Origin of the sequence: Xenorhabdus mauleonii (genome assembly GCF_900113945.1) — a bacterium.
Lineage (GTDB): Bacteria > Pseudomonadota > Gammaproteobacteria > Enterobacterales > Enterobacteriaceae > Xenorhabdus > Xenorhabdus mauleonii.
Map to the genome: position 1 here is coordinate 250,765 of NZ_FORG01000002.1, position 15,805 is coordinate 266,569.

At 42.4% G+C, this 15,805-nt stretch carries 12 protein-coding genes and 9 tRNA genes; 9 read left to right on the forward strand and 12 right to left on the reverse strand.

Translation table 11 applies throughout. From position 1 onward, the window contains the following. The first annotated feature begins 1 nt into the window (after position 1). The 3 genes from mtnA (at position 2) to BM100_RS02545 (ending at position 2,720) form a co-directional block, all read left to right on the forward strand. Positions 2-1,105: an S-methyl-5-thioribose-1-phosphate isomerase gene (mtnA, locus tag BM100_RS02535; RefSeq protein WP_092507637.1), complete on the forward strand. Its 1,104-nt coding sequence runs from the start codon at positions 2-4 to the stop codon at positions 1,103-1,105. A 21-nt stretch (positions 1,106-1,126) separates the two neighbouring features. Then, positions 1,127-1,771, forward strand: a complete 645-nt coding sequence (locus tag BM100_RS02540) for an L-fuculose-phosphate aldolase (protein WP_092507639.1) — start codon at positions 1,127-1,129, stop codon at positions 1,769-1,771. 343 nt (positions 1,772-2,114) lie between these two features. After that, entirely contained in the window at positions 2,115-2,720 is a 606-nt protein-coding gene (locus BM100_RS02545) for an RBBP9/YdeN family alpha/beta hydrolase (RefSeq protein ID WP_092507641.1), read from the forward strand. Positions 2,721-2,914: 194 nt separating this feature from the next. Here BM100_RS02545 and BM100_RS02550 read toward each other — a convergent pair. The 7 genes from BM100_RS02550 to BM100_RS02580 form a co-directional block, all read right to left on the reverse strand. Then, positions 2,915-2,990 (reverse strand) — tRNA-Val (locus BM100_RS02550). Positions 2,991-3,013: 23 nt separating this feature from the next. Further along, positions 3,014-3,089: transfer RNA gene (locus tag BM100_RS02555), tRNA-Lys, on the reverse strand. Between the two features lie 30 nt (positions 3,090-3,119). Then, positions 3,120-3,195, reverse strand: a tRNA-Lys gene (locus BM100_RS02560). A gap of 30 nt (positions 3,196-3,225) precedes the next feature. Beyond that, positions 3,226-3,301: transfer RNA gene (locus BM100_RS02565), tRNA-Lys, on the reverse strand. Between the two features lie 42 nt (positions 3,302-3,343). Then, positions 3,344-3,419, reverse strand: a tRNA-Val gene (locus BM100_RS02570). 44 nt (positions 3,420-3,463) lie between these two features. Then, positions 3,464-3,539: transfer RNA gene (locus BM100_RS02575), tRNA-Val, on the reverse strand. Positions 3,540-3,622: 83 nt separating this feature from the next. Continuing rightward, positions 3,623-3,698: transfer RNA gene (locus BM100_RS02580), tRNA-Val, on the reverse strand. A gap of 269 nt (positions 3,699-3,967) precedes the next feature. Here BM100_RS02580 and gltX point away from each other — a divergent pair. The 4 genes from gltX to BM100_RS02600 all read left to right on the forward strand — a co-directional run bounded on the left by gltX (position 3,968) and on the right by BM100_RS02600 (position 7,422). Then, a complete protein-coding gene (gltX, locus tag BM100_RS02585; RefSeq protein WP_092507643.1) occupies positions 3,968-5,383 on the forward strand; it encodes a glutamate--tRNA ligase in 1,416 nt (471 codons plus the stop codon). Positions 5,384-5,567: 184 nt separating this feature from the next. Continuing rightward, positions 5,568-5,643: transfer RNA gene (locus BM100_RS02590), tRNA-Ala, on the forward strand. Between the two features lie 55 nt (positions 5,644-5,698). Next, positions 5,699-5,774, forward strand: a tRNA-Ala gene (locus tag BM100_RS02595). Between the two features lie 301 nt (positions 5,775-6,075). Then, on the forward strand, positions 6,076-7,422 hold the full coding sequence (locus BM100_RS02600; RefSeq protein ID WP_092507645.1) for an MATE family efflux transporter: 1,347 nt from the start codon (positions 6,076-6,078) through the stop codon (positions 7,420-7,422). A gap of 82 nt (positions 7,423-7,504) precedes the next feature. Here BM100_RS02600 and BM100_RS02605 read toward each other — a convergent pair whose 3' ends face one another. The 5 genes from BM100_RS02605 to zipA all read right to left on the reverse strand — a co-directional run bounded on the left by BM100_RS02605 (position 7,505) and on the right by zipA (position 13,201). After that, positions 7,505-8,257 (reverse strand): SDR family NAD(P)-dependent oxidoreductase, encoded by a 753-nt coding sequence (locus BM100_RS02605; protein ID WP_092507647.1) that lies wholly within the window; start codon positions 8,255-8,257, stop codon positions 7,505-7,507. A gap of 133 nt (positions 8,258-8,390) precedes the next feature. Beyond that, a complete protein-coding gene (locus BM100_RS02610; RefSeq protein WP_092507649.1) occupies positions 8,391-8,612 on the reverse strand; it encodes a DUF3820 family protein in 222 nt (73 codons plus the stop codon). A 124-nt stretch (positions 8,613-8,736) separates the two neighbouring features. Beyond that, positions 8,737-9,927 carry a NupC/NupG family nucleoside CNT transporter gene (locus tag BM100_RS02615; protein ID WP_092507651.1) on the reverse strand — a complete coding sequence of 397 codons (1,191 nt, stop codon included), beginning with the start codon at positions 9,925-9,927 and terminating at the stop codon, positions 8,737-8,739. 203 nt (positions 9,928-10,130) lie between these two features. Beyond that, complete coding sequence (ligA, locus tag BM100_RS02620) at positions 10,131-12,164, reverse strand: NAD-dependent DNA ligase LigA (protein ID WP_092507653.1); 2,034 nt, start codon at positions 12,162-12,164, stop codon at positions 10,131-10,133. Between the two features lie 62 nt (positions 12,165-12,226). Then, complete coding sequence (gene zipA / locus BM100_RS02625) at positions 12,227-13,201, reverse strand: cell division protein ZipA (protein ID WP_092507655.1); 975 nt, start codon at positions 13,199-13,201, stop codon at positions 12,227-12,229. Positions 13,202-13,421: 220 nt separating this feature from the next. Here zipA and cysZ point away from each other — a divergent pair, with 220 nt between their 5' ends. Both cysZ and BM100_RS02635 read left to right on the forward strand, forming a co-directional pair. Further along, entirely contained in the window at positions 13,422-14,198 is a 777-nt protein-coding gene (gene cysZ / locus BM100_RS02630) for a sulfate transporter CysZ (RefSeq protein ID WP_092507657.1), read from the forward strand. Between the two features lie 603 nt (positions 14,199-14,801). Continuing rightward, on the forward strand, positions 14,802-15,692 hold the full coding sequence (locus tag BM100_RS02635) for an Rpn family recombination-promoting nuclease/putative transposase (RefSeq protein ID WP_092507659.1): 891 nt from the start codon (positions 14,802-14,804) through the stop codon (positions 15,690-15,692). Positions 15,693-15,805: the final 113 nt, after the last annotated feature.

Below are 15,805 nucleotides of genomic sequence, written 5' to 3' on the forward strand. Positions count from 1 at the left end.
AATGAAAATTAATGGTATCCATTACCGTTCTGTTTGGCTTGCTGATGATGGTCATACCATCGAAATTTTCGATCAGACCAAACTTCCTTTCGAAGTACAGATAATTCAACTGCAGACAATGCAAGATGTCGCCACCGCCATCAAAGAAATGTGGGTACGGGGAGCACCCTTGATTGGTGCAGTTGCCGCATATGGCATGGCCCTGGCTATGCGTCAGAGCAGTAATGATGAAAATCTACAGCACGCGTACGATACATTGATTAAAACCCGACCTACCGCTATTAATTTGAAATGGGCGCTGGATAGGTTATATCAGGCACTGGAAAATGTTGAATATTCGTTACGTGAAGCTATCGCTTATCGCATCGCCAATGAAATCGCCGATGAAGATGTGGAGCTGTGCCGCAAAATAGGTGAACATGGTTTAAATATCATACAAAAGTATGCCGCACATAAGCCCGCAGGCGAACCAGTCAATATTTTGACTCATTGCAACGCAGGCTGGCTTGCAACTGTTGATTGGGGAACTGCGCTGGCTCCGATTTATATGGCACATGATGCAGGGATTAACGTTCATGTCTGGGTTGATGAAACCCGCCCACGCAATCAGGGTGGATTGACGTCGTTTGAATTAGGCTCACACGGTGTGCCACACACTCTCATTGCTGATAATGCAGGAGGTCATTTGATGCAGCACGGCAAAGTCGATCTCTGCATTGTCGGTACAGACCGTACCACTGCCAGAGGTGATGTGTGCAATAAAATCGGAACTTATCTTAAGGCATTGGCGGCTAAAGCCAATCAAGTACCTTTTTATGTTGCCCTTCCTTCACCAACACTGGATTTTACCGTTTGGGATGGAGTGAAAGAAATTCCGATCGAGGAGCGAGCTGGGGAAGAGCAATCCCATGTATATGGAATCAATCCTGAAGGTACACGGAGTTGGGTAAATACGGCGCCACAAGGAACAACTTGCGGAAATTATGCCTTTGATGTCACACCTGCTGAATTTATTAGCGGATTGATTACAGAACGCGGGGTTTGTGAAGCCAGCGCAGAGGGGCTGCAAATGCTTTTCCCTGATTTATGCAAACAGCAACCGTAATGGCTATGCAAGGTGACACTCATGAATAGAGAGCAAATCGCTCAAGAGATTATTGATACTTGTCTCAAAATGAATGCACTTGGATTGAATCAAGGGACATCCGGCAATATTAGTGCTCGCTATCAAAATGGCTTTTTAATTACTCCCAGCGGTATCCCTTATGACAAGCTGACACCTGATCAAATCGTGTATGTAAGCGATAAAGGGGAATATGACGCTGGCAAAGTACCTTCAAGCGAATGGCATTTTCATCTGTCTTGCTATCAAGCCCGCCCTGAGCTCAATGCTGTTGTCCACAACCATGCAGTTAACGCAACAGCCGTTTCAATTCTCAATCACGCCATTCCTGCCATTCACTATATGATAGCTGTCACGGGCACCGATCATGTCCCATGCATTCCTTATGCTACTTTTGGAACATTTGAGCTGGCTGATAGTGTACAAGCAGGGATCAAGCACAGTAAGGCGCTATTGATGCAGCATCATGGCATGATCGCCATGGAAATCAATCTGGAAAAAGCACTGTGGCTGGCTAATGAGATTGAAATTTTGGCGCAACTTTATTTGAAGGTGCTTCCAATCATGGAAAAAGTGCCTGTTCTTTCTCAAGCCGAAATGCAACGGGTTTTAGAAAAATTCAAGCGCTATGGATTAAAGACCAAATAAACCGAAAATCCCATATTGGAGAGCATTATCTTAATATTATCAGGAATGCTCTCCATTTTTTGTGAAGGGCATTTTTTGGCAAATATTTCTAATTACCAGACTGGAAATCATGCAGGAATAATACGTCTATATTTCGCTAGCAGAGATTTCTACGGCCAATGTAAAAACCATCAATTTTATTCATATTGTGCCGTTTTGAAGAAGGCTGGCGATATTTAGTTAAGGTGAGGTATTGCCAGCAAATAGTTATCTATGTTGTCATTGGGTTATAACAGTGACAGATTATTGCATAATAAATAATCTGATCATTTTAAAAAAACGAGTAATTAAATAGGACGAATCAATGACATTAGAAACGATAAATAATAATGGATTGTTTGCTGGTAAAAAAATAATTGTTATTCACGGTTACACAGCGTCACCTGCATCACATTGGTTTCCCTGGTTGAAAGAAGTTCTTACCGCACAAGGGGCGGAAGTGGTAATCCCAGAAATGCCTGATTCTTCCTCCCCCAAGCCTGAGTCATGGGCTAATGCACTAATGAATATCGCCGCCGACATAGACGAGAATACCCTCTTGATTAGTCACAGTCTTGGCAGCATTACAACATTGCGGCATTTGGAGGCAATACGTTCAGAATCCCTGCGTATTGGCGGATATATTTGGGTTGCTGGATGCGACTCATCTCAGAAGACCTTGCCAGAATTAGATGCATTCTTCACTAATGAACCGCTGGATTATTCTTATCTGCGCGGTTTGACAGAACACCGTGTCTCCATCATTTCAGCCAATGATGAAATTGTTTCTCCCCAATCTTCCTATGCATTGGCTCATGCGTTGCAAACGGAAATTATAACAATTGAGAATGGTGGACATTTTCTTGATAGAGACGGCTTTACCCGTCTATTGCCCGTTTATGATGCACTAGTCGCGATGGTGTCAAAATAAATAGATGGTACTTTTCAATTATCCAGTTTCTTATGCTTAATCTGGATAATTGAATGTTTAAATGTATCTTCCGCGGCGGAAGTCACAGAAAAACAACTCACTGTTTAAAATTATTTCAAACAATCAATTTAAAAAATAATTAGATTAACTTAGGAAACTACAGGGAATAAATATAGGGAGATATTTAGATGAAGTGGTGGGCGATACCAGATTCGAACTGATGACCCCCTCCTTGTAAGGGAGATGCTCTACCAACTGAGCTAATCGCCCACTTCATATCGGTCTTACCTAAATGGTGGGTCGTGCAGGATTCGAACCTGCGACCAATTGATTAAAAGTCAACTGCTCTACCGACTGAGCTAACGACCCAATTAGGTAATTCTGATTTTTATATCTAAATGGTGGGTCGTGCAGGATTCGAACCTGCGACCAATTGATTAAAAGTCAACTGCTCTACCGACTGAGCTAACGACCCAATTAGATAATTTTGATTTTGATATTTGAATGGTGGGTCGTGCAGGATTCGAACCTGCGACCAATTGATTAAAAGTCAACTGCTCTACCGACTGAGCTAACGACCCATTCTAAATATCGATGTGATACTGCGAAACAATCTAATGAAGTGGTGGGCGATACCAGATTCGAACTGATGACCCCCTCCTTGTAAGGGAGATGCTCTACCAACTGAGCTAATCGCCCACTTCATGATGACTATAACGACATCTATACCACTGATTTATGATTGGTGGGCGATACCAGATTCGAACTGATGACCCCCTCCTTGTAAGGGAGATGCTCTACCAACTGAGCTAATCGCCCAATCATAAATTTTACTTCTTTATCAAGTACTTATCACTACGGTTATCTTTGCCATATTAATTACAGATTATCACTGCAATGTATGGTGGGCGATACCAGATTCGAACTGATGACCCCCTCCTTGTAAGGGAGATGCTCTACCAACTGAGCTAATCGCCCCGTCGTGATGGAGTCGCATTATAGGGATAGTTCGAGGTGAGTCAACGGTTTTTATTACGAAAACTATCGTTCGTTGTAAAATTAAACAGAATGAAACAATTATAATCACGCCAGGGTAGCATTTAATCAACGTCTTTTAGCTTTTCTTAATAACCTACCGTTAACGCCATTGAGGAATTGAAGTCCAGTGATAAAATACCCCCCACTATTGTTACATCAATCATCCAAAACGTTATCTAAAAAGAGAAACGTAATTAAGGCAATTCCTGATGAGTAAAATAAAAACCCGTTTTGCACCAAGTCCAACTGGCTATCTTCACGTTGGTGGTGCACGTACCGCTCTTTATTCTTGGTTATACAGCCGCCACAATAAAGGTGAGTTTGTTCTTCGTATTGAAGACACCGATCTGGAGCGTTCCACTCAAGATGCTATCGACGCAATTATGGACGGGATGAACTGGTTAAATCTGAATTGGGATGAAGGCCCATATTATCAGACCAAACGTTTCGATCGTTACAACCAAGTTATTGATGAAATGCTGGAGCAAGGTACCGCTTACCGCTGCTATTGTTCCAAAGAACATTTGGAACAACTGCGTGAAACTCAAATGGCAAATGGTGAAAAGCCACGTTATAACGGGCATTGCCGTGATAGTGATTGCCAGCACAGTCATGATGAGCCGCATGTTGTGCGTTTCCGCAATCCACAGGAAGGTTCTGTTATTTTTAATGACAGCATCCGTGGTCCAATTGAATTCAGCAACCAAGAACTGGATGATTTGATTATTCGTCGCACCGACGGTTCACCGACTTATAACTTCTGTGTGGTAATTGATGACTGGGATATGGAAATTACCCACGTTATTCGTGGTGAAGACCATATTAACAATACGCCACGTCAGATTAATATCCTGAAAGCCCTTGGCGCTCCAGTACCAGAATATGCACACGTATCCATGATCCTTGGCGATGATGGCAAAAAACTGTCCAAACGCCACGGTGCGGTCAGCGTAATGCAGTATCGCGACGACGGTTATCTGCCAGAAGCTCTGCTGAACTATTTGGTACGTCTGGGCTGGTCACATGGCGATCAAGAAATTTTCACCATTGAAGAAATGACAGAATTATTCAGTCTGGATGCCATCAGCAAATCCGCCAGTGCATTCAATACTGAAAAACTGCAATGGTTGAACCATCATTACATCAATACCCTGCCAGCAGAAAAAGTTGCTGTGCATTTGGCATGGCACATTGAGCAGCAAAGCATTGATACCCGCACTGGCCCAGAGCTGGTTGATTTGATCAAATTGTTGGGCGAGCGCTGCAAGACACTGAAAGAAATGGCCGGGTCTTGCCGCTACTTCTATGAAGAATTTGCAGAGTTTGATGCTGATGCGGCGAAAAAACACTTGCGCCCTGTTGCCCGTCAGCCTCTGGAAGTAGCCCGTGCCAAACTGGCAGACATTACTGAATGGACTCCAGAAAATATCCATCATGCCATTCAGGCAACCGCTGACGAATTGGAAGTGGGTATGGGTAAAGTTGGTATGCCACTGCGTGTTGCTGTTACAGGTGCAAGTCAATCACCGAGTGTTGATGTAACAATTCATGCCATCAACCAAATCCGTTCTTTGGCTCGTATTGATAAAGCACTGGCTTACATCGCTCAGCGCGAAGCTCAATAAATCGCCATTGCATAATTTGGCATAACATAATAAAGGCACTCAATTTATTGTAGTGCCTTTATTTTTATCACTTAAATTAATCATTGCTGGCTTTTTCAGCATTTACACAATGAATATTAATGAACCCATTGACAGAATTCTCCGGGTCTCATATGATTCGCCCCGTTCTACAGGATTTTGATTTGGGGCTATAGCTCAGCTGGGAGAGCGCTTGCATGGCATGCAAGAGGTCAGCGGTTCGATCCCGCTTAGCTCCACCAAATACTTGTGATTTCCAGTCAGTATTTGGTTATTCAAAATCTGAACCACATTTGTGGGGCTATAGCTCAGCTGGGAGAGCGCTTGCATGGCATGCAAGAGGTCAGCGGTTCGATCCCGCTTAGCTCCACCAAAATAAAACCCCCTGAAAACGCCTGTTTTCAGGGGGTTTTATTTTGGCTGACATATTGCCGTATTTATTTTTTACTAATATACTTTCCTTTGATTTTATAAGTTTGTTATTTCATTGCACTTATAACTAAAAATATCTATCTATTTTGATGTAAGCTAGCCTCATTCAGTTCCAGTACCTACCCCTTTATATTTTCGTTAACAAACAATAAATCTGAAAATTAGCAGAAAAACTTGCAAAAACTCTTTTATCTTAAATTCCGGGAAAAGCAATGTAGCAATAAAATCCAATAAGGATAGTTATGCAAAATAAAACTTTGTTAAAAGAATTAAAATACCTATTTTTATTATCAACACCGATCATAATAACTCAGTTAGCTAGAACAGGGATGGGTGCTATTGATGCGCTCATGTCAGGCCATTATTCAACGATTGATTTAGCAGCCGTTGCTCTGGGAGGGAGTATTTGGTTCCCAATTTTTATATTGGGGCACGGTGTTATTATGATGCTGTCTGCTGATGTGGCAAAATACAGATCCCACAATAATATTGAAGAAATAAAAGAATGTGTAAATAACTACATATCCGCCTCGTTTCTTCTATCAATTCCGATTATTATTTTTCTATTCGCTGCTGTACAACTTCTATCTTTCATTGGTGTTGATGAAGAAGTGGTGAATATTACAAAAGGTTATATTACAGCAATGGCTTTTGGGGTCCCTGGGCTGATGCTATTCAATGTATTTCGTTCATTACTGCAAGGGTTGGAAGATACAAAAATAGCCATGTATATTTCCTGCCTCGCTTTTGTGGTTAATATACCTGTCAATTATGCTTTCATATTTGGCAAGTTTGGCATGCCTGAGATGGGCGGTGTGGGCGCTGGAATTGCAACAACCCTGATCAATACGCTTAGCGCCATTGCCCTTATCTTGTATTTTTTATATAAAAAAGAATATAAACAGTACCAATTTAAGCTTTCTTTGAAGTTTAATCAGAAATTGAAGCAATTATTTTCAGTGGGTATTCCAAGTGGAATGGCTCTTTTTATTGAAGTGCTTTTTCTTGATATCATTGCATTTGGTGTCGCTACCCTTGGCCCTGTTTACATCGCTGCAAATAATATCACTATCACTGTGGCATCCTTAATGTTCACTGTGACGGGTGGGTTTTCTACTGTTACAACAGTAAAGGTTAGTTACCTCAATGCCAAAAGGGATATCCAATCGATATTCCGTTTTAGTGCTATAGCCACTGCAGCGGCTGCATTTATAGCGTCTGTGTTATGTGTTCTTTTTTATCTATACCCCTACTCTATTATTAGTTTGTATACAAAAGATATTCTGGTGATCAATGCAGCCATGAGCATTGTGATTTTTTTATGTTTTTTCCATTTATTTGATGCTTTCCAGTACATGCTATCGGGTATTTTTCGCGGGTTACATGAAACTAAAATAGTATTCTACGCGCCCATTATAGGTTATTGGATTATCGGTATTCCTTTAGGTTTTATCCTAGGGTTGACAGATATCATCACAGGAAAAATGGGGCTGGTTGGTTTTTGGTACGGGCTCGTTTTAGGTTTGATTATCAATGCGATAATACTCTCCATAATATTGAAGATGAAATTTAAAAGATTAGCCAAATAAGTAGTTACCAGAGCCTATTCAGTTTTATTTGCATGGAATAGGCTCTTCATTTTTTTGTGGTTACTGCCTGCGTGTGTTGTACTTATTGTGCCGTATAACCACCATCAATCGCGTAATAAGCCCCTGTTGTAAATGAACTTTCATCCGATAATAAAAATGCCACGGTTTTAGCTATTTCTGCTCTGGTTGCCATCCGCTTCATAGGGTGGGTATTTGCCATCCATTCTCTGACTTCCGCAGGTAAAGTTTGTATATGCGGCGTATCGACATAACCCGGCCCAACTGCGTTGATGCGGATACCTTTATCAGCAAACTCCAAGGCAGCTGAGCGCGTTAAACCAAGTACACCATGTTTAACTGCCGTGTAAGGGGCAATGCCGGGAATTCCCACTATGCCATTGGATGATGAAAGGTTAACAATTGCCCCTCCTCCGCTTCGAAGAATGGCTGGTATCCCATACTTCAAACCGAAAAATGTGCCGCTGAGATCGGTGTTAATCACATCGTTCCAGTCATCGATGGAGTAATCACAAATATTGACGTTATGCGGCCCGGTAATACCGGCATTATTGACCAATAAATGTAATCCACCGAACGTTTCTACCGTACTGTCAACTAATGCCTTGACTGAAAGGTGATCCCTGACATCTGATTCCATTGGGATGACATGCTGCCCTGTCGGATCCATCCGGCGAGCCGTTTGTTCCACACTGGTAAACTGGCGGCCCGTAATAATGACCGTAGCTCCCCGCTGATATAATTCTTCTGCAATCCCCTCGCCAATTCCCGTTGTGGCTCCTGTAACAACCGCAATTTTTCCATCAAAATAATTCATTGTGCCCCTCCGTATCTACCGTGCTTTATCCATTCAACGTTTAGCGTCCAATTAATTACTTTAAATATTAGTGCAATATGCATTATGAATAGTGACGAAGAAATGAAATTTCAGGAAAAATTTCGGGCAAAATTTATGTATTGGCGTTTTTTAACGGTTTTACTAACGATTCCAGTCCCTCAATTTTGATAGCCAGCGTCATTTCCATTAGTGCCCCCAGTTTGCCCTGCGGAAATTCCCCTTTTCTGGCAAACCAAAGTAAATATTCTTCCGGCAAATCAATTAGCATACGCCCTTTATATTTGCCAAATGGCATGGCTGTATTGGCGATTTCCAGCAAGTTTTCTTTATTCATTGTACTAGCCTCTCTAGTCTGCAATACAGGTTACTTTCATATAAAAAATATTTTCACATAAAAAAAGTGGCATCCGCAAAGACACCACTTTCTTTCATTCTAACCGTACATTACGGAGTAGAAATTAAATGCTCATTATCAGCCCTGTAATTGCAGCAGACAAGAAGCTGACCAAAGTAGAACCAAACAGTAACTTCAGACCAAAACGTGCAACCGTATTGCCCTGCTTTTCGTTCAATCCTTTAATGGCGCCTGCAACAATACCGATGGAGGAGAAGTTGGCAAAAGAGACCAAAAATACGGACAAAATGCCTTTCGAACGTTCGCTCAGTTGACCCGCAATTTCTTGCAAGCTTTGCATCGCCACAAATTCGTTGGAAACTAGTTTGGTCGCCATGATACTGCCCACTTTCAGCGCTTCATCACTTGGAATACCGATGAGCCACGCCAGCGGATAAAATACATATCCCAGGCATTCTTGGAAAGTAATACCAAATACTAAGTGAAATATGGCATTGATACCCGCAATCAAGGCGATAAAACCAATCAGCATCGCAGAGACAATCAAGGCGACCTTGAAACCAGCCAGAATATATTCACCCAGCATTTCAAAGAAACTTTGTCCCTCGTGAAGATTGCTCATCTGGATTTCTTCTTCACTCTCAACTGAATAAGGATTGATGAGCGACAGAACAATAAAGGTACTGAACATATTGAGAATCAATGCCGCAACGACATATTTCGCATCCAGCATCGTCATATAAGCGCCCACGATAGACATGGAAACCGTAGACATCGCCGTCGCAGCCATTGTATACATCCGGCGCTCAGACATTTTGCCCAGCACATCTTTATAAGCAATAAAGTTTTCTGATTGTCCCAGAATCAATGAGCTGACTGCATTAAACGATTCCAGTTTGCCCATCCCATTCACTTTAGACAGCACAGTCCCTATCGCTCGGATGATAATCGGCAGTACTTTGATATGCTGCAAAATACCAATCAGGGCAGAGATAAAAATGATGGGGCACAATACATTCAGGAAGAAAAACGCCAGATTCGCTTCCATCATGCCACCAAACACAAAGCTGGTGCCTTTCGCTGCATAAGACAATAAATGGACGAATAGATTGTCAAATGCCTTAACAATCCCCAGACCCGCATTAGAATTCAGGAAGAACCATGCCAGTAACAGTTCAATGACAAGCAACTGAATAATATAGCGAATCTGAATACCTTTTCGGTTATTGCTCGCAAAAACAGCTAAGCCCCCTATAACAGCTAATGCGAGAAAAAAATGAAAAATATGAGACATAAAAAGAACTCCAAATGTGACGCCGCGCAAATTTATAACTGTATTTTATGTAACGCGAAGCAATAAATTTTGATTATTATCACATTAAAATACTATTTAAGCGGCTATAAATTTCTATTTAGCCAACCCGATCACATTTTCTCCCTTCACATGATTAATGTGAAACAAATTGACTCAGTGAACAGATTGGCTAAACAAAGAAATTATTCACCCAACAAACGAATCATCTCTTCTTCATCAATAACCGAAATACCTAATTCATTGGCTTTAGCTAATTTAGAACCCGCAGCCTCACCAGCGATAACCAAATCTGTTTTTTTCGAAACGCTTCCTGTTACTTTTGCCCCTAAAGCAGTTAACTTATCTTTAGCCTCATCTCTGGATAAACGGTTTAATGAGCCTGTCAATACCACTATCTTGCCTGTAAATGGGCTATCAATTTCGTCCAAAGGCAGGCTTTCAGCGGATTCCCAATGGATGCCAATATTATTGACCAAATCTTCAATGACGGTTTGATTGTGCGGTTCATTGAAGAAATTCACAACATGGCTGGCAACAACCCCCCCCACATCCTGCACGGCAACTAATGCCTCAGTATCCGCCGCACGCAATTTTTCCAATGTACCAAAGTGAGAAACCAGATTGGCAGCCGTCGCTTCACCAACTTCGCGAATGCCCAAAGAATAAATAAAACGGGCAAAAGTGGTTTTTTTAGCATGCTCCAAGGCATTAATGACATTTTGGGCAGATTTAGGCCCCATTCGATCAAGGCCGGTCAATATCCCAGCGGTAAGACGGAAAAGATCGGCAGGTGTTTTAACATATTCTTTATCTACCAACTGCTCAATAATTTTTTCGCCCATGCCATCAACATCCATGGCACGCCGGGAAACAAAGTGCTTCAACGCCTCTTTGCGCTGTGCTGCACAAAATAATCCCCCGGTACAGCGAGCTACCGCCTCACCTTCAACCCGCTCGATTTCAGAGCCACAAACCGGGCAGTTCTCAGGGAAAAGTACTTCCTGACTTTCAGCTGGTCTGTGTTCGCTCACAACACCAACTACTTGCGGGATAACATCCCCAGCCCGGCGAATAACCACCGTATCACCAATGCGTAATCCCAAACGTTCAATTTCATCTGCGTTATGCAATGTGGCATTGCTGACTGTCACTCCCGCAACTGATACCGGCTCTAAACGCGCAACAGGTGTAATGGCACCGGTACGCCCTACTTGAAACTCAACATCACGGACAATCGTCATCTGTTCTTGGGCCGGAAATTTAAAAGCGGTTGCCCAACGTGGCGCTCTGGCAACGAAACCCAATTTTTCTTGTAGCTCAAGGGAATCAACTTTGACGACAACCCCGTCTATATCAAAACCCAGTGTTGGCCGTTGCTGTTCAATGTCATGGTAAAAATCCATTACCTGCTGGGTTCCCTGACACAATTTCACCTTGTCACTGACAGGCAAACCCCACTGCTTAAATTGCATCAAGCGCTCATAATGGCTTTCTGGCTGCTTACCATTTTCAAAAGCCCCGCCCTCAAGAACACCGATTCCATAACAGTAAAAAGTCAGTGGGCGCTTAGCTGTAATACGTGGGTCAAGCTGGCGTAAGGAACCCGCTGCTGCATTGCGAGGATTGGCGAATACTTTATTGCCAGTGCGACGAGCTTCCTCATTGAGCTTTTCAAATCCGGCTTGCTTGATGAAAACTTCACCGCGGATTTCAACACGATCGGGAATATTCTCCCCTTGTAAACGCAGAGGGATCGCATGAATGGTGCGAACATTGGCAGTAATGTTTTCCCCTGTAGTTCCATCACCGCGAGTCGCAGCCTGCACTAATTCGCCATTTTCATACAGCAAACTGACAGCCAGGCCGTCCAGTTTCAATTCACAGCAAAATACCAAATCCCGATTATCTTTAAGGCGATCACGAACACGTTTGTCAAACGCCAGATAGCTTTCCTCATCAAATACGTTATCCAACGACAACATGGGGATCTCATGGCGGACTTGCTCAAAAGCCGTTAATGGCGCAGCCCCGACGCGTTGGGTGGGAGAATCTGCCGTAATCAAATCCGGGTGCTGCTCTTCCAATGCTTTTAATTCACGCATCAAACGATCGTATTCTGCATCAGGGATCTCTGGCGTATCCAAAACATGATACAAATATTCATGATGGCGTAATGTTGTTCTTAGTGTGTTGATTTTTTCGATAATATTTTTCATGAATTCTCACCAGAGATGAAAAAACCCCCGACTGGCGGGGGCTTAAAACTTAAAAGAAGGATTTATTCACTGATGTTGAGCGTATTGCGGATACGCGCTTTGTAGAGTTCGATCATCTGAGGTGTAAGCATCTTGCGGTCACCATCCAGAACTACTCCCCCCACATCAGCAGCGATGCGCTGTGCTGCCTGCAACATCAATTTAAAATTCTGATTGGAATCGCCGTATGAAGGCACAAGCATAAACATGGAAATACCGGGTGTGGTGAAACCGGTCATTTGCTCCGGATCGAACGAACCGGGTTTTACCATGTTAGCCAAACTGAACAATACAGCACCACTACCTGACGGATGAAGGTGACGATGGAAGATATTCATGTCGCCAAACCGGAAACCCGCCTGCAAAATACTTTGCAGCAATACTTCACCATCAAGCTCTTGACCATGATGGGCAGCAACATGCAATACCAGCACCGTTTCTTTTGGCGCTTTTTCAGCCTCAACCGGCGTTTCTGCCTCCACTGCATTTGGCTGCTTTCCAGCCATCAAATCATCAGCGGAGTGCTCCCTGAGCGATTTATCGTCAACATCCCCAGCAACTGGTGCGCCTTTCGATTCAACTTGCTCAACAGGATCAAATAACCCAAGTTGCGGTTCATCCTGCTGCTCATCAACAACATTAACTTTCGCCTTTGCTGCTGATTCATCAGGTTGACTTCTTGCAAGTAAAGGATCAGAACCCTCATCAGGTTCAGTCACTGGTGATTCAGATGCACGACGTTCGATAACGGGCTCTGCACGATGTTCAGTATGCGGCTTGCCCGATCTCTGCACATGTGATTTTGGCTCATTATCAAACAGTTCATCGCCATCACTATTTTCCAGCTCTTCCTGACGCTCCTGTTTATGACGTTTAACTGGGCGATCACGAAAGAGTGATGAACGCTCTTTACGGCTGGTCCACAACCCATGTAATAGCAAAGCTATTATGGCTATCGCACCAACAACGATTAATATCAGACGCAAATCCTGCATCATTGCTATCTCTGTTGTTTAAATTAATTGCCACTACGGCGGAATATTCTTTAGATAAGAGTATTTGCCAAATAAGACAAGTGCAAGTCTCTAAATACTTTTCTTACCATAAAGAGATAATCAAACTGTTTTTTCGGATGTTTTTTACACACAAAACTACTGGTCAGTAGAAAATCCTGCCTATATCATACCGTCTCAAACATATAGGAGAGAATAAGAAAATATGACGAATTCGACAAAATCGCCAAAACATTTGGGAGGATTTCATTATATTGCGCAAGGATGGCAGCTTATAACCCGTCCTGGCATTAAGAGATTCGTTTTATTACCCTTGCTGGCTAATATGTTATTGCTGGGTGGCTCATTCTGGTGGCTATATCAGAAATTGGATGGCTGGATACAATGGACCCTCGATAAAATACCAGACTGGATGCAATGGCTAAGTTATTTAATCTGGCCACTGGCCGTTATTTCTATTTTGCTGATTTTCACCTATTTTTTCAGCACACTGGCCAATTTTATCGCTGCCCCTTTCAATGGATTGCTGGCAGAGAAGCTGGAAGCCAGTCTGACAGGCATTCCGGCTCCAGATACCGGCGTCATGGATTTACTTAAAGACACTCCCCGTATTTTAAAACGTGAAGTGGTGAAAATTATTTATTATATTCCCCGCGCGATTGTCCTATTGTTGCTTTACTTTATTCCCGGTATTGGGCAAACCGTCGCACCGATACTTTGGTTTATTTTCAGCGCATGGATGCTGGCTATCCAATATTGTGATTATCCATTTGATAATCACAAGGTTAGTTTTGCCACCATGCGTACCACTCTAAGACAAGATAAAATTGATAATCTCCAGTTTGGGGCTGTTGTGAGCGTATTAACGATGATCCCTATCGTGAATTTGTTCATTATGCCCGTAGCTGTCTGTGGCGCTACTGCAATGTGGGTTGATCGCTACCGCGCCCAGCATGCCTTAACTCACAGAAGCCCTAACTAAAATTTCTAATCTTCTTAATACTGAATTTATCAAATAGCCCCCTGACAAATAACAAAAATGTCAGGGGATAAATTCCAACTTAAAAATAATACGGAACAATAGACATTGGGGTTGACTGATTTCATTGTAAATTATGCTTATTCTGTCCTCATTTTATGGGCCTGATTTATTGACCAATACCAAAATTCCTGCATGGCTCATACCTTGCCTGTGTTTCCATCCTTAGCATATTAATTGGTTTCCTTTTCTGAAATCGCGCCTTGGCGCAAGGCGATATTTTCGCTATCGAATAATTTCAGCTACTGCAACCTTTTGCACCCTTACGCTGACTGTAGAGCTACTTGGCGAATCTGTAAGCCCGATGATGATTGCAGTAATTATCGAAATTATTCTTTGTGCTGCCGACTCAAAGAAATTTGCGAAGAAATGTTTAATTAAATGATTTAATTAATGATGTCAGTTTCTCTATCGAACGGATTTATTGGTCAGCGCTGGGATTGGGTCATCGGATAATATGTTGTATTTTGATGGTTGGTTTTCTAGACAGATAAGAGTGTTAATCATCAAAGATGATTAACAACTTATTAAAAAGAGGGACTGATTGTGGCAAAGAAAGGAAAAAAGCTTCACCATGATGCATTATTCAAACATTTTTTAACACATCCAGAAACAGCGAAGGAATTTTTATCTCTTTATCTGCCTGAAGAAATTCGGTCATTGTGTGATTTAACCACACTGAAACTGGAGCCCAGTAGCTTTGTAGACAGACAGTTACGCCAGTTGCACAGTGATGTCCTGTACTCTGTTGATACAGAACAAGGGGATGGTTATATTTATTGCCTTATTGAACATCAATCCACTCCCGACCCATTAATGGCTTGGCGGTTGATGTATTATTCTATGTCAGCCATGGCTGCGCACCTTAAAAAAGGGCATACTGAACTTCCTTTGGTAGTACCTTTGCTGTTTTATCATGGTGAGGTGAAACCTTACCCTTATTCAAATCGATGGCTGGATTGTTTTACGTTCTCTGAACAAGCCTCTCTTGTGTACAATCAGCCGCTTCCGCTGGTGGACATAAGTGCGCTCAGCGACGAAGAGATCTTGACGCACAAGAGCATTGCCTTGATGGAGCTAGTACAAAAACATATCCGCTGCCGGGATATGTTGGAATGGGTTCCCCAATTGGTGGCGCTTTTGAATGCTGGTTATAATACAATCGAACAGCGCAATATTGTGTTAAGCTATATTTTATCGAATGGGCATACGCTGGATCTCTCCCAATTTGTCCATCAACTCATTGAGCAATCTCCGGAGCATGAAACAATGTTGATGACTATTGCCGAACAGCTTGAACAAAAAGGGCGTGAAGAAGGCCGAAAAGAAGCTAATCTGGAAACGGCTCGCGCATTATTGAGAAATGGTGTTAGCTTGGACATCATTATCACCAGTACCGGACTGAGCCGGGATCAAATTGAAACGTTAACGCATTGATTCCCCCCTCTCCCCAATGAAAATGCCGATCTAGAGTATCGGCATTTTTATCCTCACACTCTCATCATAAATAATCTAAAGAATATAAAACGATCATCAAATATTCTTTTATA

Coding starts and splice junctions, on each gene's coding strand:
- BM100_RS02600 (WP_092507645.1), top strand. CDS start 6,076: ATGCAAAATAAAACTTTGTTAAAAGAATTAAAATACCTATTTTTATTA.
- BM100_RS02540 (WP_092507639.1), top strand. CDS start 1,127: ATGAATAGAGAGCAAATCGCTCAAGAGATTATTGATACTTGTCTCAAA.
- BM100_RS02615 (WP_092507651.1), bottom strand. CDS start 9,927: ATGTCTCATATTTTTCATTTTTTTCTCGCATTAGCTGTTATAGGGGGC.
- ligA (WP_092507653.1), bottom strand. CDS start 12,164: ATGAAAAATATTATCGAAAAAATCAACACACTAAGAACAACATTACGC.
- zipA (WP_092507655.1), bottom strand. CDS start 13,201: ATGATGCAGGATTTGCGTCTGATATTAATCGTTGTTGGTGCGATAGCC.
- BM100_RS02610 (WP_092507649.1), bottom strand. CDS start 8,612: ATGAATAAAGAAAACTTGCTGGAAATCGCCAATACAGCCATGCCATTT.
- BM100_RS02545 (WP_092507641.1), top strand. CDS start 2,115: ATGACATTAGAAACGATAAATAATAATGGATTGTTTGCTGGTAAAAAA.
- BM100_RS02605 (WP_092507647.1), bottom strand. CDS start 8,257: ATGAATTATTTTGATGGAAAAATTGCGGTTGTTACAGGAGCCACAACG.
- gltX (WP_092507643.1), top strand. CDS start 3,968: ATGAGTAAAATAAAAACCCGTTTTGCACCAAGTCCAACTGGCTATCTT.
- mtnA (WP_092507637.1), top strand. CDS start 2: ATGAAAATTAATGGTATCCATTACCGTTCTGTTTGGCTTGCTGATGAT.
- cysZ (WP_092507657.1), top strand. CDS start 13,422: ATGACGAATTCGACAAAATCGCCAAAACATTTGGGAGGATTTCATTAT.